The following is a 17,749-nucleotide window of genomic DNA, read 5'->3' on the forward strand; positions in this document are numbered from 1 at the left end:
TTGCCGAGGCTGCGGGGCTTAGCGCTGGTTCAGCGCTTGATCACGGACGGGCTGGATGGGCTGAAGAAATACGGCGCCACGGCAAGCGCCACTACCACGGCCGCCGTGAGAAAGATCGTCGAATAGGTCTTGGCCACCGGCCAATGCCGGGCGTCGCCCATGCTGGCGATCATGCCGAATCCCCACGACGTCAGCGCCGAGCCCAGGAATACAAAGGTGTTGAGCACGCCAAGCCCGCGCCCGCGCGAAGACGGCGGCACCAGGCCGCGCCCCTGCGCCATGATCAGCGGATGCAGCATGCCGATGGTCGACAGCAAGGCCATCAGCCCGACACCGGAGACGATGCCATGCGTGGGCCAGAGGCTCAGCAAGATGGCGCCCGACATCGCAAAGCAGGACCATCCCGCGATGGTGGTCTTGAGCGAGCTGCGCCGGACCAGCACGGGCAGGAAGAACGCCGTCAGGAACCCGCACACGCTCAGCAGCGTCAGCGCGATGCCCCGCGAGCCGGAATCCAAGCCGTACACGCTGGCCAGGTAAGGGCCGCTCCATGCGTTGCGAAACGCGGTGCCTGCCGCCATGGCGACGCACATCGGGATCAGGGTCCACAAGGGAACGATGGCCAGCAGCTTCGCGCTTTGCGAGAGCATGGCACTCAGCGGCACATCGCGCGCCTCGGCATGGCCATCATCCCGCACGAAGCGCCAGACACCGTAGCAGGCCACCACCATGCACAGCGCCGCGACGGACATCGCCACGCGCCAGCCGAGCAGATGCATGGCCCATCCGAGCGGCGCCGTGGCGCACAGCGCGCCGATCATGCCGGTGGCATTGGACTGGCTGACGACCCGCGTGTAGTTTTTCTCGGAAAGCTGCTCGGAAGCAAAATGCAGCAGCCCCATGAAGACCGGCGCGCAAGCCAGCCCCAGCCCGGCCTGCGCCAGCATGGCGACGGTACCGTTCGGCGCCAGCGAGAACACCACGGCGGACACCGCGCCGATGGCCAGCAGCAAGGACGTCGGCTTGCCCACGCCATACCGGTCGAACGCGATCCCCACGGGAATCTGCGCAACCGCGAATGCCAGGAAGAAGGAGGAAGACAAGGTGCCGAAACCCGCCGCCGACAGGCCGAAGTCGTGCTGGAGCTCCGGCGCCATCACCGCCAGGCAGCTGCGATAGAACTGGCTCAGCGCGAACGCGAAGGTCAGCAGGACGATGCCCCGGCGCGCGCGCCGCGCCAGGGTCGCGGCGTCAGCCGCGGAGGTGAGCTCGCGATCATGCGCAGCGCTGGCCGGATTGTTCAACTTGGTGTCTCTTTTCGTAGGAGGGCTGCCTTTTACCAGGCTTGTCCCGCAGCTGCCGGAGCATCCAGGACGCAGGCCCGGTATTCTACGCCCGCTCCCGCCGGCCTGCTCCGGCCGGCCGCTCGCCCGCGCTATGCCCCGGCGGTGAACAGCGCGAACGAGGCGATGATCGCGATCAGAAGGATGGGGAACGCCCAATACTGCATGGGAATCCAGAACAGCGTATGGCGCTTGCGCAGTTCCACGGATTCCTGCGTGTTGGGATCGACCAGGATGCGGCCCGGACGCGAATTGAGGCGTTTGCCAAGATAGAAGACCGCCGCGGCCGACAGGATCAGCGATAGCACGATGGTCGCCATGTTGGAGAGATTCACCAGCGCGCCTAGCAGGCTCATGACAAGCAGGACGGCAAGGGGCAAGATGACAACGAGAAAGCCTAAGCCTTGCCAGATCAGAAACATGGAAAACTCCCGGGTATGGATATCAAGCGGATCTAAAAACGAATGCCCCGGATCCGGGGCATTGACGACGAATTATATCCATGCGCCGGATTAATCACAAACCAGAATCCCGGGCCGCCTCGATGTCGGGGGCCTGGTCACAACAAGAGCCATCAACAAGCGCGGCTTAGCGCGCCAGCAACTGTTTGGTCTGGTCCGTCAGCGCCTTGAGCCCTTTCTCCACGATCTCGCGCCAGTCGTCCCCGGTCACCATCTGCTTGGACTCGGACACCTCGGTCTTCAGCACCTGCTTGTCCTTGATACCACCCACATTGCCCTGAAGCTCGACTTCCGATTTCTGGTTGGTCGTGATCGCCCAGAACCCCGGCTTGATCCACGCCCAGAACTCGTTGACCCGGGCGCTGACCGGCAACGCGGCGTCATAGTTGGCATCGCCCTTCCTGGCGACGATGTAGCCCGACTCCTGGAATGCCGTGGCAATGGCGGCCTCCGTCAGTCCGGAAACCGACTGGCCTTCTGGCAACACGATGTCGCCCAGGGCCTTGCCATAGCCATTGCGCTTGCGGCCGATTGCCCGCTCCTTGGCGGACTGCCCATTGTCTTCGGCATCATCGAGCGAGGGGATATCCGGGCTGGCCGGCGCCACTTCGAACTTGCGGTTGTCCAGCACCGATTCGATCCGAACCGCCTGCCCCTTGGACGGATTCGTTCCCGCCGGCGCCTTCACCGCGACCACGTCACGCCCCAGGGCACAGCCCATCAGCGTGGCCACCGCGAAGCTATAGACCATGGCCCGTGCCATGCGCCCACCCATCTTGATCTGATTGGACATTGCTCTTTGACTCATTGCATTGAATGACGCCGGATATAGGATTATCCAGCGTCAGTTGGAAAGGAAAGATCCAAGCCACGCCGCAATGAGGAAGATTGCAAAGGCGCGGCACGCCGCGCCAATTCCCCTGTATCAGCGACGCGGGCTCAAGTAATGTATCGACAACTTTTTCTGAACCTTTAGCGGTGCGCCTCCCCTCTTCAAAACCCAACGTTGTCGCGCCCCTTCAGCTTCAGCAGATTCCGCGCCTCATCCGGCGTGGCGACCTCAAGCGACAAGGCTTCGATGATGCTGCGCACCCGCAGCACCTGCGCGGCATTGCTGTTGGCGAGCTTTCCCGGGCCATCCCACAGCGAATCCTCAAGGCCAACGCGCACATGGCCGCCGACCGATGCGCTGATCGCCGCCGCCGGCATCTGGTTGCGCCCTGCCCCCAGCACCGACCAGACGTAGTCCTTGCCGAACAGCCGGTCCGCCGTGCGGCGCATATGCATGAGGTCTTCCACATGCGCGCCGATGCCGCCGCGCAGCCCGAGCACCGACTGAATCAGCAGCGGTGGCGTCAAGAGCGCGCGATCCAGGAAATGGGCTGCCGTGTACAAGTGGCCGATGTCATAGCACTCGATCTCGAAGCGGGTCTGGTTCGCGCTGCAGGACTGCAGGATATAGGCGATGTCCTTGAACGTATTCCTGAAGATGCCGTCGTAGCTGCGCTCCAGGTAGGGGCGCTCCCAATCGTGCTTAAGGTCTTTAAAGCGGTCCAGCAGCTCATAAAGGCCGAAGTTCATCGAGCCCATGTTCAGCGATGCCACTTCGGGGCTTAGCTGCAGCGCGGGCTGCAGGCGCTCCTCGACGCTCATGGTGGGCGCGCCGCCCGTGGTCAGGTTGATCACCACGTCGCACGCCCCCTTGATGGCGGGCACGAATCGGCGAAACAGCGCCGGGTCCTGCGAAGGGCGTCCATCCCTGGGGTCGCGCGCGTGGAGGTGCACGATGGCGGCGCCGGCCTGCGCGGCGCCGATCGCGCTCGCGGCGATCTCGTCGGGCGTGAGTGGCAGATAGGGCGACATGGACGGGGTATGGATCGACCCGGTGATGGCGCAGGTAATGATGACTTTGTGCATGGCGACGTCTTTGTCTGGGTAGGTGGTGGTGCGGCATGCATTGCATGCCGCGGTCCGTCAGTCTTCCGGGTGCGAGCCGGCCGGCGCATCCCGGGCCGAGGCGCGCCTTGCGAATCCGGCGCGCGCCTGGCGCTCGCGGACATGCCCGTAGCCGCGCACACTGGCAGGCCACGAGAGCAGTTCCTGCAGGCGTGCCTCGGGCCATTGCGCTGCCGCGTGCCCGATGTCATCCAGATCCTCTTCGTAGGCATCGCGCACACGGCGATTGAGCTGCGCTTCCACGCCACGGGCAAAGGGATCGAGCCGGCTGCCGCGCAGGAAACGCGCGCCAGCCAGCAGGCGCATGGCGGGCCGGATCCAGCTGCCGACCGCCGTCTTGCTGATCTTGCCGGTGACCTTGTCGAGCTTGCCGAACGGGCCGCCCGCCAGATGGAACCTGACCTGGAACTCGCCTTCGAACGCCTCGTTCAGGGACTGCAGGAAGGCCGGGCGCGAATACAAGCGCGCCACCTCGAACTCGTCCTTGACCGCCAGCACGCGGAAATACTGCGTCGCCACCTGCCGGACCAGGGCGTCGGCATCGCTTCGGCCCGCCAGCATGCACCGCACCGATTCCATCCGCTGGCGGTAGCGATCCGCCAGCGCGGCGTTCTGATAATCGACAAGGCGCCGTGCCCGGTCATCGATCAGCGCCGCCAGGGATCCCCCGGCTTTCATCGTCAACTGAACGACCTGCGCGGGCGCCATCAGGCGGCGCACCGCCGCGCTGTCATGCGCGAGCCAGCGGCCCAGCGCGAACGCCTTCAGGTTGGTGTCGGTCGATACGCCGTTGAGCTGTATCGCCTTCTCCATCGCTGCCCGCTGCACGGGAATCGCACCTTGCTGCCAGGCATAGCCCAGCAGCAACATGTTCGACAGGATCGCGTCGCCCAGCAGATGCTGCGCAAGCACCGTCACGTCAATGCACTCGGCGCGCCCGCCCAGCGCTTCGTTCAGGCGGTGCTTGAGCCCGGCCTCATCGGCAGCCCAGTCAGGCTGGCTGGTGAAGTCGCTGGTGGGAACCACCTCCGTGTTGACAAAGGCGCGCGCCAGCCCGGGACGCAGCCTGGACAGCGCGTCCGCGCCGGCCGCGACGATCAGGTCGCAGCCCAGCAGCACGTCGGCTTCGCCGGTGCCGATGCGCGCGGCGTGCAGCATGGCGGCGCTCGGGGCAATGCGGATATGAGAGCCCACCGCGCCGTACTTCTGGGACAGCCCGGTGACATCCAGCGAGCTCCCGGCCTTGCCGTCCAGGTGCGCCGCCATGGTCAGTACGCCGCCAATCGTCACCACGCCGGTGCCGCCGATGCCCGCGACGAGGATCGCCATGGGCGCGGAATCGCGCGGGATGACGGCGTCGGGCAACGCGGGAATCGTGAAGCCCGCCGCCCCCGCGCCTTGCGGCCGGCGCGGCTTTGCCCCCTGCAGCGTGACAAAGCTAGGGCAGAAGCCGCGCACGCACGACATGTCCTTGTTGCAGGACGACTGGTTGATCTTGCGCTTGCGGCCCAGCGCCGTCTCGAGCGGCTCGATGGCAAGGCAGCCGGACTGATCGCCGCAATCGCCGCACCCCTCGCACACCTCGGGATCGATATAGGTGCGCACCTGCGGGTCGGGCAGCTTGCCGCGCTTGCGCAAACGGCGTGCCTCGGTGGCGCAGGCCTGGTCGTAGATCAGCACCGACAGCCCGGGATACGCGCGCAGCTCGATCTGCACCGTCTCCAGCGCCGCCCGGTCGTACACGGGCACGCCCAGCGTGGCCCGGCGCGGCGCGTCGTATGCCGTCACGTCGTCGGTGACCACGACCAGCTTCTTGATCCCCTCCGCCCGCAGCTGGGCCACGGCCTTGTCGACGCTAAGCTCGCCATCCACCGGCTGGCCGCCGGTCATGGAGACAAAGCCGTTGAACAACAGCTTGTAGGTCATCCGCAGATTGGCCGCGAGCGCCTGGCGGATGGCCAGGTAGCCGGAATGGAAGTAAGTCCCGTCGCCCATGTTGGCAAAGACATGCGGCTCGCTGGTAAACGGCGACTGTCCCATCCACATCATCCCCTCGCCACCCATGTGCGAAACGGTGTGCGTTTTCTTCGGGTCATTGAGCATGGCGATCGTATGGCAGCCGATGCCCGCCAGCGCCCGGCTGCCATCCGGCAAGCGGGTCGATGTATTGTGCGGGCAGCCCGCGCAAAAGCTCGGGCGGCGCAGCGGCACGGCTTGTCCCGGCTGGTCCGCCGCAACGGCATCCGGGGCCGCGGTCTCAAGCCCCAGCAAGCGCTGGATGGCTTCGGCGATCTGCAGCACGCTCAGCTCATTGCAGATAGGCAGCACCGGCGCGCCTCGGGAGGCCGACCATTCCGGCGCGCCTTCGAACTTGCCGCGCACCACCGGCGGCTGCGCCATGCGCGCATCGAAGAGGATGGACTTGAGTTGCGACTCGAGCAGCGGGCGCTTTTCCTCGATCACCAGGATGGTGTCGAGATCGTGCGCGAAGGCGCGCACGATCTCGTCCTCCAGCGGCCACACCATGCCGATCTTCAGCACCCGCAGCGCGGCGCCGCGCGCATCGCCGGCGTCGATGCCGAGGCGTTGCAAGGCCTGCATGGTGTCGGCGTAGGACTTGCCGGCAGTGACGATCCCCACCCTGGCGCTCGCGCCAGGCCACACCAGGCGGTTGAGCCCGGCCGCCCGCGCGAACTGCACCGCCGCCGGCAGCTTGTGCACGTACAAGCGCTCCTCCGCCGCCGGCGCCATTTCGAAGGCGCGGATATGCAAGGGCCCGTTGGCGTCAGGCAACGCCCCCAACGGCTCGTGCTGCCCCACGTCGACTTCGCCGGCGGACTCCACCACGTCGGTCACCAGCTTCATGCCAACCCAGCATCCGGTGCGCCGCGACATCTCGATGCCACGCAAGCCAAAGTCGATGATGTCCTGCACGTTGGCCGGATACAGCACCGGTATGCCCGCCGCGATCAGCGAGAAATCCGACTGGTGGGCGGTGGTCGACGACTTGGCGCTATGGTCGTCTCCCGCCAGCACCAGCACGCCGCCGGCTGCGCTGGTGCCGGCCAGGTTGCCGTGCTTGAGCGGGTCGCCGCTGCGATCCACGCCCGGCCCCTTGCCATACCAGATGCCAAACACGCCATCCACCGTAGCGCCGGCAAAGGTGCCGACGTACTGCGTGCCCCACACCGCGGTGGCGGCCAGGTCCTCGTTGACGCCGGGCTGGAAGCGCACGTTCGCGGCCTGCAATAGCGGCTGGATGCGCCACAGCTCCATGTCCAGCCGGCCCAGCGGCGAGCCACGGTAGCCGGAGATAAAGCCGCCGGTGTTCTTGCCGAAGCGGGCATCGATGCGGCGCTGGTCCAGCGCGATGCGCAGGATTGCCTGGTTGCCGGTGAGGAACACCTTGCCGGCCGCCTGCTCGAACCGGTCGTCCAGGCGGGGTGGCTGCAATGCCGCTGGCTCCGTCCGCGCGTTCATGCCGTACCGCCGCTGTGTACGGTTGCAGATGCGGTTGCGGGGGCGGTTGCTAGCCGGTTGCCGCTAGAACGCGGAAGAAGACAAGCCGTCATCGAAACATACTCCGTGATGAATGAACAAAAAAAGCGCCGGGGGCAATCAGAAGCGCTGCGAGTACTGCACGCCAATGCTCTGCTGCCGCGTTGCCAGGGTCTCCTGGCCCGAGACCGTGGCGCTGCCCGCGAGCTGCGTGGCCACGGCCGACCCCAGTGCCGAGCTGCCCGAAGTGGTGTGGCCCGGCGACAAGGAGTAGAAGACCGACCAGGTGGCATTGGCGGCGGTCGCATAGCCCAGCCCGAGCGTGTAGTGCCGGCGGAACGTGGCCGGCGAGGTGACGTTGTTGGCCGTATCCGCATCCGAGTAGGCCGCGCTGTTCAAGGAGACGCCACCTGACACATGCCAGGCCGGCGTCACCTGGTAGCGCACGCCGAGCTTGAAGACATTCATGTCCTTCCACCCGTTGCCCGGGCCGCCGCTGCTGCCGCGCAAGGCGGTGCCATCGAACGCGCGATTGCCAAGGCCCGACGTGCCCGAGTAGTTGATGCGCTGGTAGTCGAACAGGAAGGAGAGATCCTGCCTCGGCGACCATTGCATGCCGAGCAGCAGGTTCTCCGGGATATCCAGGCGGCCCTGATCCGCCAGCAAGCCCTCGTACTCCTTGAGCCGCCCCATGCGGATGCGGGGCGAGTACGCCGCGCCGAAGCTCAGCGCATCGCTGGCGCGCCAATAGGACCCAACCCGCATGCCGATGCCAAACGACGACGCCGTGCCCTGGTTGGTCAGGTGGTTCGGCGCCGCCGACTGCGGCGCAAGTGCCTGCAGGCCCTCCGCGCTGAAGAGCTGCCCCGCGATCAGCAGCGAGAAGCCCACCGAGAACGACTCGGAGACCTTGGCGGAAACCGTCGGCGCCATCGTCAGCTGCTTGATCGTGGTGGCAGCCCTGCCGCTGCCGCATAGCAAGTTGCCGCGATAGGTGGAGCCGGCCGGCGCCGGCGACCGCGCCAGGCAGGTCGTGGTGTTGCCCTCGAAGTACGTGCCGGCGCCATTGCTGTAGCCGACAACGCTCAGCGACAGGTCCGGATTGATCATGCGGCTGTACGCGATATCGGCCAGCGGCACCCAGCGGCTCTCGCTGTCCGTGCGCGTGTCGAGCACCCCGCCCACTGGCGCCGGCAGGCCCGCCGCGCGGCTCATGCTGGTCCTGCCATTGATCGCGATCAGGTTGCCGTCGAAGCGGTTGCCGGCCCACACGGTGGTGGCGGGGTTGCTCGCGCCGCCGAACGCATCCCGCGTTGACGCCGCCGCGGCGCCGGCCACGCCGCGCGCCTCGGCGCCGTAGCCGATCTGGAAGTAGCCGTTGTCGGCCAACGCAAGCGCGGGGCACAGTGCTGCCGCGGATGTGACGATCCACTGTCTTGAATTCACTGCTGTCTCCATTGTCGTTGTGATCAAAGCGGGATCGTCTTTGCGCGCCTCGCGATTTTTTTTGGGGGGGCTACGGTCGATGCCCGGTGATCGAGTTCGTCAGCACGCCAAGCCCGGCGATCTCCACGTCGACCCGGTCGCCGTCGTCCAGGAAGCGCCATTGCTCGATGCCGGCGCAGTTCGGCACGCAGCCGGTGGCCAGCAGCTCGCCGCCGTGCAGCGTCTCGTTGGCCGACGCATAGCTGAGGATGCGGTCGATGCGATGGGTCATGCCAGCCGTGCTGCCTTCGCCGCGCACCTCGCCGTTGACGCGCACGGTCACGCCCAGCGCGTGGGGATCACAGATCTCGTCCGCGGTGACGATCCAGGGTCCGAGGCTGTTGCTGCCGTCGAAGTCCTTTCCCTTGGCCGGGCCCGCGCTGGGCCGGGCGCGCATCTCCCTCATGAGCTGTGCGCGTTCGGAGAAGTCGTTGAAGATCACGTAGCCAAAGACATGCGACATCGCCACCGAGGCGTCGATGTTCTTGCCGGGACGCCCGACAACGACGCCCAGTTCGGCCTCGTAGTCCAGCCTGGCGCCGGGATCGGGCCGCGGCACCTTGCTGCCGTGGCCGGACAGGTTGAGGCGCACGCCTTTGTAGTAGATCGGCGTTTCATAGAAGGCCTTGGGCACCTTGCCGGCGCCGAGCGCGCGCATCAGCATGCCCTTCGCCGGGCTCACGCCATGCGCCATGACCTGTTGGAACGCATTCTTCAGATGCTGCTCGTACACGCTAAAGCAGCGGATCTGCGGGGGACGGTATGGCACCTCGAAGCGGACCTGGCGCAGCGCATGCACCGGGTGCGCGCGGCCCGGCCTCGTGCCTTGCGCTTCCAGCTTGTGCAAGGCAGGCAGTGTTTCGTCCTGGTGCTCGATCAGCGCCAGCAAGGTGGCAAAGCGCGGATCCCCGGCAAAGGATGCGGTCACATCCAGCACGCGGTCGCCCGCTAGCGCCAGGCCGACGTGGCTCGCCACGTCGGCGGTGGAAAACGTACACAGTCTCACGGTGGGCGGCCTCTCAACGCAACGTCAGGAACTGGCGGCTGGTCACCTCGCCCGAACGCATCAACAGCGCTGCGGGCTCGCCCGCCTGGTAGCGCTCCAGCAGAAGCTCCGGATCGAACTCGACACCGATGGCGTTCTCGGCAAACGCGCCGGAGCGGAACCAGGCCTCCAGTTCCTCCGGTGCGGCGAAGTTATCGACCTGTAGCTCGGCCTGGATGCCGTCGGGATCGCGGTAGTACAACGACGTGGTCGGCCCGTGGTTGATGCACCACTGCGGGCGCAGGCCGTGGCCCTTCAGGCGCTCGTAGGTATGCAGCAGGTCGCCGAGCGAGCCGAAAGTGAATGCCACATGGTCCAGGCCTGTGCTCTCGCGACGCTTGGGCTCGAAGTTGGCGGCATTGATCAGGGCCAGGCGGTGGTGCTCGTCGTCGTAGGACAGGAAGCAGAGCAAGGCGTTGCGGTACATCACGCGCGCGCCCAGCACCACGCTCCACCAGTGGATCGTCTCGTCGAAGCGCCGCGTGGTGAGCACGATGTGCGCAAGCTTCTGCGGGACACGGGCCTCCGGGTCCGGGCAGGGGATAGGAAACTGGTCCATGCTGTCGCTCATTGCATCTCCTTGGTGAGGCTGATGGGGCTGGGGTGATTGGGGTGAGTGGCAGGGCTTGCCGACGGTGCTGCGGGGATGGCGGACTGGGACACCAGGCGCGAAATCACATCCGGCAATGTCGCGCACGGATCGGCGCACTGACGCCGGCTGCGCCAGGCCACGATGCCGTCGCCGCGCAGCAGCACCGCGCCGGACTCATCGATCTCCATTGCAGTGGCGAAGGCCGAGGGGCGGATGCGAAACTGCGCGCCGTCGTCGGTCCCGATGCGCGGACATGCCACGTCGATGCCCCAGTCCGCACGCAACTGCGTCAGGGCCGCCTGCCAGCGCACCCGCTCCTTGTCGCCCACCAGCAGCGTCAACGGCGCGCGGCGCGCAAGGTCCCGCGTCGACAGCGACTCGCCAGCAGCCTCGCTCCAGAGATGCGGGATCAGCGCACCCGGGCTGGTGGTCGGCCAGTACTCGGTGCCGCTGTGCGGGGATTGCGGATGCGGATGCGGCTCGCGGCAGACAAAGCCACTCGATAGCGCATAACCAAGATCGGTGCCGAGCGTGACAAAGACTTCGCGTTGCTTGTCGATCGCCTGTCTGACCTTGGCGCGCACGGCAACCCCCGCGGGCGCGGTGCTCGCCAGATGGCGCAGGGGTTTCAGGCCGGCCCCCGCCACGGTGCGCAACAGGGTGCGCGCGGCGCGCCTGGGCAGCAGGCGGACCACCGCGGAGCGGGAGAGCGCGGCCAGCGTCTTGAGGCCGGCGGGGTCCGCACCGGCGGCACGCAATACCTCATCGGACAGGTCGCTGAGTTGCTGCGTGCGGTGCGCGTGGGCGGCGGCGCTCTGCGCGCGCTCGGTGGCGTAGCTGGACAACAACCCGTGCGCAAGACCTTCTGGCACGTACCCGCCCAGCAGCAATTGCAGCCGCCACGCCAGGCTCGCCGCGTCTTCGATCCCATGGTTCATGCCAAAGCCGCCGATGGCGGAGAAGCCGGCAGCGGCATCGCCCAGCAACACCACCCGGCCCACCCTGCTGGTCTCGGCGCGGCGCAGCGCCATCGTCCAGGGACGGATCGAGACAATGCTGGCATCGATGCTGTCATCGCCGATCGCCGCACGCACCAGTGCCAGCGCCCGCGCTTTGGGCATCTCGCCGGCAGGCTCGATCTCGGGCAGCACCACCGTCGACAGGACCCAGTCTTCGTCGTCGGCGGTGTGGGCCGTGAGCGTGCCCACGACGTCGGGGTTGAGAATCCAGTACAACGGGCTGGGCCGCGAGGTGGTCAGCCTGTCCAGCTTGGCGCGGAAATGGATCTGCGCGACCGCTTGCAACGGGATTGTGGTGGAGCGCACGCCAAGCAGGTGCCGCACCGTGCTGTGCGCGCCATCCGCGCCCGCAACGAAGCGCGCGGTGCGCCGGACAATCCGCCCGCTGCGCAGCTCTCGCAGTGTCAATGTGCAGGCGTCATCGTCCTGCGACAGCGCCTCCAGCTCATGCCCTGCCAGTAATTCGATCAGCGGGCTGTCGGCCACGCGCTGCCGCAGGATGGGATCGGCTACGTTCTGGGACAAGTGCAGCGGGCGGCAAGGGCCGCTGCCCAGGAGGCGGGCGGTATGCACCGGGTCGTTGCCGATCGGCACGCAGCGCCCGAGATCCACCCCAGCCAGTGCCGTGCACCACGTGATGTAGCGCAGCTTGAGCGGCGGCGAGCTGATCTCGCGCAGGGCCTCGGCCAGTTCCGCATCGATCGAGCGGATCACCTCCATGGCGCGGGCCGACCAGACATGTCCGCGCGGATGCGTATCCGTGCCAGGCTGACGGTCGACCAGCACGCTGCGAATGCCGCGGCTGGCCAGCAGGAGCGCCAGCACGGAGCCGGCGATGCCGGCGCCGATGATAGCAACGGGGCTGGGCTGCGCGGCCTGTCGGAGAGGCACGGCTTCGGGATCGATGTTCACGGGTGGACCTTTCTCTTGAGCTTGGGTGATGTCAGGCACTGGCAGGCACGGGGATTTGCAGCACTTCGCACAGGGCGGCCAGGACGTCGCCGGGCGCTAGGTCCGCCTGCAATGCGTAACGCCAGGCGACGTGCCCATCGGGGCGCACCAGGATGGCGGCATCGGGAAGGCCACCATTCCACGCGGGAAGTTGCGGGTGGTCGTTGCGATGCGTGATGGCATCGAGGTCCAGACCGCGCACCGGCACGCCTAGCGCCTGGCTCACGCTATGGCCGAGTGCGGCGCACGGCTTGCCATGGCGGCCAAAGCCAGCGAGCAGGAAGTGCGCGTTGCCAACGAGATCGTGCGAAGTGGCCGGCGCCCCCGGGGCACCTTGCAGCCGGAAGTGCGGCAGGCGTGCGCCCGGCGTGAACGACTGCGCCACCTCCAGTACGGAATGCACGGGATGCGATGCGACCGGCACGGCCGGCGTTGCGGCGTCGCTCGCGCAGATTGCCGCGCTCCGGTAGACGTAGCCCAGGTCCAGCCCCAGCGTATTGAAGTGTTCCATCTGCGCTTCGGCAGCCCGCTGCACGTCTTGCCGGATGCGGGCGAACTTTGGCGAAGACGCTTGCTGCACGTTCCGGGTCCGCGCTTCCACGGGCGCCACCAGCAGGCGCTTGGCCGCCGCGCGCAGGGCGCCGGGCAGCACGCGGGCCGGGGCGCTGGCGCGCAGCCGCGCGAGCGTCGGCAAGCCCGCTTCGTCAAGACCCAGCGCCGCGGTCACCTGCCCCATCTTTTGATGGTTGGCCACGCTGACGCGGCTGTTGGTCTCGGCGACCGGCTTGCGCTCGGCGCCATACGTGCCGAGCAGCCCGGGCGCCGCTTTGCCCTGCATGACAAGGGCCAGCTTCCACGCCAGGTTGTGCGCGTCGGCTGCGCCTGTGTTCAGCCCCAGCCCGCCCGTGGGCGGAAAACGATGGGCGGCATCGCCGATCAGGAAGGTGCGCCCTTTGCTGTAGGGCTCGGCAATGTGCGCCTGCATCGTCCAGTTCGACAGCGACGTGATGCGCAAGGGCAGATGGCGCTCGCCAAGCGCCCCCCGCAACATGCGCTCGCACCTGGCCACCGGGAAATCGGCCGGCGATTCGTACGCCGGGAAATACGGCGTCATGAACACGGAGTAGCGCGCCGCGTCGTGCACGATGAAGGTGCCCGGGGCCCGCGCCGAGAGGATCCAGAACAGGATCGACGGACTGTCCTTGACCAGGTGCCGGATGTCGGCCTCGAAGTTGATGGTGATGAGATGCGCCAGGTTGGTCTCCCCCACCATCGGCAGCCCCAGCCCACGGCGCACGGCGCTGCCCGCGCCGTCGGCCGCGATCAGCCAGTCGCTGCGCACCCGATACGCTTGGCCGGTGACGGCATCGCGCACCACCGAGGCCACACCGTGCGCGTTGTGCTCCGCGCTTTGCCACACGTGGCCGAAGCGCGCCTCGCAGCGTGCGCGGCGCGATACCTGGGCAAACAGCAGGCGCTCCAGATGGTGCTGGGGAATATTCGCGGTCCGCTTGCTGCTGGCCGCCGCCATATTGGCAAGGTAAGTGTCGCTGGCGATATCGATGCGCGCCAGGTCTGCCTCGGCCAGGCTGCGCCGCCAGGTCACGAAGCGCGCCCCGGCCGCATGCGTGGTGATGCCGGCCAGGTCCTCGTCCGTCACGCCGATGCCGGCCAGGATCTCCTGTGTTCTCGCGTTGATGACATGGGCCTGCGGGGCGAGATGCAGGTCATCGCGCTGCTCGATCAGCAGCGACTCGATCCCCTGGTCCGCCAGCAGCGCCGCCATGAGCATGCCAACGGGGCCCGCGCCCACGATCAAAACCGGAACTTCCAACTCCTGCATACCTGCCCCCAATGTTGCCTGCCACCTCGCGGCCGCCATGGGACGTGAATTTATACAAGTATAAGTCAATGGCACACTGGTACTTATACTTATATCAGGATGAATGACAAAGGACTGGCAAAGGAGTGGCGTTACCGGTTACCGGCATTCGGCCGCCCGGATTCAAGCACCGGGGCATGTGGGAGAATGGCGGGATCGTTACCGTGTGCGAAACGCGTCGCTAGCCAACATGACCCCTGTCGAGACCCGACGCCCCAAGACTTCCGCCCGCAAGCCAGCCGCGCAGACACCCGCGGCCACGGCGAGCGCATCCCGCGCCGCCGAAGCATCAGGGCGGCAACGGCTGATTGAAGCCGCCGAGCTCGAGTTCACGCAAAAGGGGTACGACGGCGCCTCGGTGCTGTCGATCGCCAACCGCGCGGGCGTGAAGCAGCCGCTGCTGAACTACCACTTTGGCAGCAAGGAAGGCCTGTGGCGCGCGGTGGTGGAAAACGCGTACACGGGGTCGCTCACGGCATCCCGGCAAGCAGCGGATGCGCCCGATCCCGCTGATCCGCTCGCGCAGCTGCAAGCCGCGCTAAGGGCTTTCGCGGTCAGCAATATCCTGCATCCGGCGGCACACTCGCTCGTGCTGATGGAAGTCGCGCAGGATGGCCCCAGGCTGGACTGGCTGGTGGACAACTACATGAAGCCGTTTCATGACAGGCTCGATGCGCTGATCGCGCAGTGCCACGCGGCGCAATTGCTCAAGCCCTACCCGCCCGAACACGCCAGCGTGACGATGACCGCCACGCTCACGGCGGTTCAGTCGGCCACGCATCTGATCCAGCGCCTTTACGGTGTCGGCCCCATGACGGCCGAACAAGCGGAGCTGCACGCGGAACAGGTCATCGACGTGCTGCTCAACGGCATGCTTGCGCGCCCTGCCAGCCGCCGGCGGACGGCCGGAGCCAGGTAGCTTTCAGCGCGCGGCGACGCCTCTTTCGATGTAGCGCGCCAGCTCATCGGCGCTCACGCCGATATACGGCCTGGCGCGCGCCTTCATGCTCATGTCGCAGTTGCCGGCCTTGGCAGCGCCTTGCATGACATGGCTGATCGCGCCCGCCATCTCCGGGCTGATGGCCTTGCCGGCATTGCCCAGCTGCCATGACAGCACATCCGCCACGGCCATGCCGCAGCGTTGCGGGTCGCTGTAGAGCGCGGCGTCGTGCTCCAGCAGCATCTTCACCTTGGCTTGCTGGCCCAGCTGCATCATGATCACCAGCGGCAGCGCGTCGTTCTGGTCCACGCCGTTGATGCGCATGCCGCCGTCGCTGCGGTCGGTCTGGTCGGCCCCCGCCTTCAGCCACGCCAGGTACAGGTCATCCGGCAGCCAGGGCGCGCTCAGCGGCGCGATCGCGTTGTCCTTCATGCCCTGCGCGCTGTTCTCGTATTTGAGGCTGACGCCGGCCGCTACCATCCGCTCGGCCGTGGCACGCGCGCTGGCGCGCAAGCCGTCCCACGCCGGGCTGTCCTTGCTGGCTTGCGCCCGCGCCTCCAGGTAGCTCCACGTGCGCAGCAGGGCCGACAGGGGCTCGCTGGTCAGCGGCGCCGCCGGCTTGCGCGAGGCCCGCACCAGCCGGTCTACCAGCGCGGGCTGCAAATAGGAGGCCGAGAGGCGCAGCGCCTCGTCCAGGCCGTTGCGCGCCACGGCATCCTTGCCGCCATAGCCGCCCACCGAAGCGTCCGCGCCACGATCGAGCACAAAGGCCACGCGCTCCGGGATGGCGAGGGTCACGCCCGGCTTGAGCTCACCGCTCGACTCGCGCAATGCTTCCAGCAAGGGCGTTTCCCACATGAAGCTATTGCCGTAAACCATGCTGATGTAGGCCGCGTTGATGTCGGCGCCCTTGGCCAGCAGCTGATCCGCAAACCAGCGCGTGCGGAAGTTGCTGATGGCGGCGTGCAGCACGGTGCGGCCCTTTTTTTCATGCGTATTCGGATCGGCGCCGTGGGACAGCAGGTATTCCAGCGTGGTGCGATCGTCCCCATAGTAGGACGTGCGCGTGATCAGCAAAGGCGTGCCGTTGATGTCGGGCGCCTCCAGCGAGGCGCCCGCCGCCAGCAGGATGTCCGCGATGGCGTAGCGCTGCGCCAGGGGGCGCTGGTCGCGTCCGTCCGGCATGGCCGAAGCCATCAAGGCCGCGCCGCGGTTCGGCCCGTCCACCTTGGCGCCGCCGGCCAGCAAGGCGCGCACGACCTCCTCCTGCTTGTAGTACACCGCCACGCTCAGCGCGGAGACGCCATGCTCGTTGACCCCGTTCGGATCCTGGCCGCGCGCCAGTTGCAGGCGCACCGCCTGCAGGTCGCCGGCCTTGATCGCCGGGAAGATCTCCAGGCGCGGCCGGCAGGTGGCCGCGGTCAGCTGCTTCTCGTCCAGCGCGGTGCTGATGCGGGCCGCCACGTTGGACGGGATGGCATTGTTGGACACCAGCCGCAGGCTGCAGTACTGGCGGTAGTCCTCGCGCGCCAGCGCCAGGTAATAGTCGCGCTTTTCCGGGTTGCGCTCGCGCTCGCGCTGCTGCCAGCGCGCGTCCGCGCGGTTCAGGTAGGCCGCGATGCGCGACGGGTCCCGGCGCAGCACCTCGCCCAGGATCAGGTCGGCCTGGGCCGCATCGCCGGCCTCGGCCAGCCAGAATCCATAGTCGTTCAGGGCGACCAGCGTGTCGGGGTATTCGCCCTTGGAGTCGATCTCGCGATAGTCCTGCTCCATCACGAAGGTGCGCAACTGCGCCAGCGCGCGGGCGAATTCCGCGGTCCTCGAACGGGGGATGGCGCGCGCTGCCTGGTGCAGCGCGCGGAAGGCAGCCAGGGTGTCGACCGGCGGGCGCTGCACGAAGCGCAAGTCGGCCGGCATGGCCGTCAGGCGGCTGGGGTAGCTCACCAGGGCTTTGCGCAGCGTGGCCATGGCCTGCGCCTGGCGCGCCGCGTCCCAGGGCCGCGTGCTGGTCACCGTTGCGGTACTGGCGTCGGCGCGCACCGAGATGGCTTCGCCGGCTGCGTCCACCAGGTAGCCGTTCACCTGCTTGCCGTCGACATCGTTGTAGGTGTAGGCCACCCAGTAAAAGGTCTCGTCGCCCCTGGGCGTGGTGACGGACACGTTTTCCTCGTGCGCTGGCCGCCAGGTACCCGGGTCGATCACCAGCGGCGGCGAACGGAACACCAGCCTGGACGTGCTGCCGTCGCGCACATAGCGGTAGAAGAACAAGCGGTTTTCGACCTGGCCGACCAGCAGCGCATCGCGCGCGTTTTCGGTGCCCCACACGCGCCGCTCAGGCGCGTTCAGGGCATAGCGGCTAAGGCGCATGGCTTCGATCACCGCGCCGATGTCGTATGCCAGCGCGGGGCGCGGCGTGCCGGCGAGGCAGGCTAGAGCCAGCGCCGCGGCGCCGAGCAAGCGGGAAAATCGGGGAACGAAGGAAACGTGGAGAGCTTGAGATTGAGCCGTGGCAGGAATGCGGAACATCCGGGACTGGGAAGAGTGACAGGCGGCCCGATGATACTCCGCTCACCTGTC

The 17,749-nt window shown here is 67.3% G+C and carries 12 protein-coding genes; 1 reads left to right on the forward strand and 11 read right to left on the reverse strand.

The annotated features are described in order from the left end of the window. Nucleotides 1-29: 29 nt before the first annotated feature. The 10 genes from A9975_RS26985 to A9975_RS27030 form a co-directional block, all read right to left on the reverse strand. A complete protein-coding gene (locus tag A9975_RS26985; protein WP_183035423.1) occupies nucleotides 30-1,304 on the reverse strand; it encodes an MFS transporter in 1,275 nt (424 codons plus the stop codon). A 131-nt stretch (nucleotides 1,305-1,435) separates the two neighbouring features. Then, the gene (locus A9975_RS26990; RefSeq protein WP_174426715.1) at nucleotides 1,436-1,765 is read right to left on the reverse strand and encodes a hypothetical protein; all 330 of its coding nucleotides are present in this window, start codon (nucleotides 1,763-1,765) and stop codon (nucleotides 1,436-1,438) included. A gap of 166 nt (nucleotides 1,766-1,931) precedes the next feature. Continuing rightward, nucleotides 1,932-2,597 carry a flagellar biosynthesis protein gene (locus tag A9975_RS26995; RefSeq protein WP_255503547.1) on the reverse strand — a complete coding sequence of 222 codons (666 nt, stop codon included), beginning with the start codon at nucleotides 2,595-2,597 and terminating at the stop codon, nucleotides 1,932-1,934. A gap of 200 nt (nucleotides 2,598-2,797) precedes the next feature. Next, on the reverse strand, nucleotides 2,798-3,721 hold the full coding sequence (locus A9975_RS27000; protein ID WP_183035424.1) for a 3-keto-5-aminohexanoate cleavage protein: 924 nt from the start codon (nucleotides 3,719-3,721) through the stop codon (nucleotides 2,798-2,800). A 57-nt stretch (nucleotides 3,722-3,778) separates the two neighbouring features. After that, nucleotides 3,779-7,240, reverse strand: coding sequence for an indolepyruvate ferredoxin oxidoreductase family protein (locus tag A9975_RS27005; protein ID WP_183035425.1), 3,462 nt, complete (start codon nucleotides 7,238-7,240; stop codon nucleotides 3,779-3,781). 138 nt (nucleotides 7,241-7,378) lie between these two features. Next, nucleotides 7,379-8,704, reverse strand: a complete 1,326-nt coding sequence (locus A9975_RS27010; RefSeq protein ID WP_183035426.1) for an outer membrane protein transport protein — start codon at nucleotides 8,702-8,704, stop codon at nucleotides 7,379-7,381. A gap of 70 nt (nucleotides 8,705-8,774) precedes the next feature. Next, nucleotides 8,775-9,749, reverse strand: a complete 975-nt coding sequence (locus A9975_RS27015; protein ID WP_183035427.1) for a fumarylacetoacetate hydrolase family protein — start codon at nucleotides 9,747-9,749, stop codon at nucleotides 8,775-8,777. A 13-nt stretch (nucleotides 9,750-9,762) separates the two neighbouring features. After that, the gene (locus tag A9975_RS27020) at nucleotides 9,763-10,359 is read right to left on the reverse strand and encodes a VOC family protein (RefSeq protein WP_183035428.1); all 597 of its coding nucleotides are present in this window, start codon (nucleotides 10,357-10,359) and stop codon (nucleotides 9,763-9,765) included. After that, nucleotides 10,356-12,311, reverse strand: coding sequence for an FAD-dependent monooxygenase (locus A9975_RS27025; RefSeq protein WP_183035429.1), 1,956 nt, complete (start codon nucleotides 12,309-12,311; stop codon nucleotides 10,356-10,358). The genes A9975_RS27020 and A9975_RS27025 overlap by 4 nt, the downstream gene beginning before the upstream one ends. Before the next feature lie 31 nt (nucleotides 12,312-12,342). Beyond that, nucleotides 12,343-14,184, reverse strand: coding sequence for an FAD-dependent monooxygenase (locus tag A9975_RS27030; protein WP_183035430.1), 1,842 nt, complete (start codon nucleotides 14,182-14,184; stop codon nucleotides 12,343-12,345). 238 nt (nucleotides 14,185-14,422) lie between these two features. Between A9975_RS27030 and A9975_RS27035 the strand changes: the two genes are divergently transcribed. Further along, nucleotides 14,423-15,151, forward strand: coding sequence for a TetR/AcrR family transcriptional regulator (locus tag A9975_RS27035; RefSeq protein WP_183035431.1), 729 nt, complete (start codon nucleotides 14,423-14,425; stop codon nucleotides 15,149-15,151). Nucleotides 15,152-15,154: 3 nt separating this feature from the next. Here A9975_RS27035 and A9975_RS27040 read toward each other — a convergent pair whose 3' ends face one another. Further along, on the reverse strand, nucleotides 15,155-17,629 hold the full coding sequence (locus tag A9975_RS27040; protein ID WP_183035432.1) for an ankyrin repeat domain-containing protein: 2,475 nt from the start codon (nucleotides 17,627-17,629) through the stop codon (nucleotides 15,155-15,157). Nucleotides 17,630-17,749: the final 120 nt, after the last annotated feature.

This window comes from Cupriavidus sp. UME77 (assembly GCF_014170355.1).
GTDB classification, from domain to species: Bacteria; Pseudomonadota; Gammaproteobacteria; order Burkholderiales; family Burkholderiaceae; genus Cupriavidus; species Cupriavidus basilensis.

What these genes read in the sequence shown, in the direction of transcription:
- A9975_RS27005 (WP_183035425.1), bottom strand. Translation starts at nt 7,240, where the DNA reads ATGAACGCGCGGACGGAGCCAGCGGCATTGCAGCCACCCCGCCTGGAC.
- A9975_RS27020 (WP_183035428.1), bottom strand. Translation starts at nt 10,359, where the DNA reads ATGAGCGACAGCATGGACCAGTTTCCTATCCCCTGCCCGGACCCGGAG.
- A9975_RS27035 (WP_183035431.1), top strand. Translation starts at nt 14,423, where the DNA reads ATGACCCCTGTCGAGACCCGACGCCCCAAGACTTCCGCCCGCAAGCCA.
- A9975_RS26995 (WP_255503547.1), bottom strand. Translation starts at nt 2,597, where the DNA reads ATGTCCAATCAGATCAAGATGGGTGGGCGCATGGCACGGGCCATGGTC.
- A9975_RS26990 (WP_174426715.1), bottom strand. Translation starts at nt 1,765, where the DNA reads ATGTTTCTGATCTGGCAAGGCTTAGGCTTTCTCGTTGTCATCTTGCCC.
- A9975_RS27000 (WP_183035424.1), bottom strand. Translation starts at nt 3,721, where the DNA reads ATGCACAAAGTCATCATTACCTGCGCCATCACCGGGTCGATCCATACC.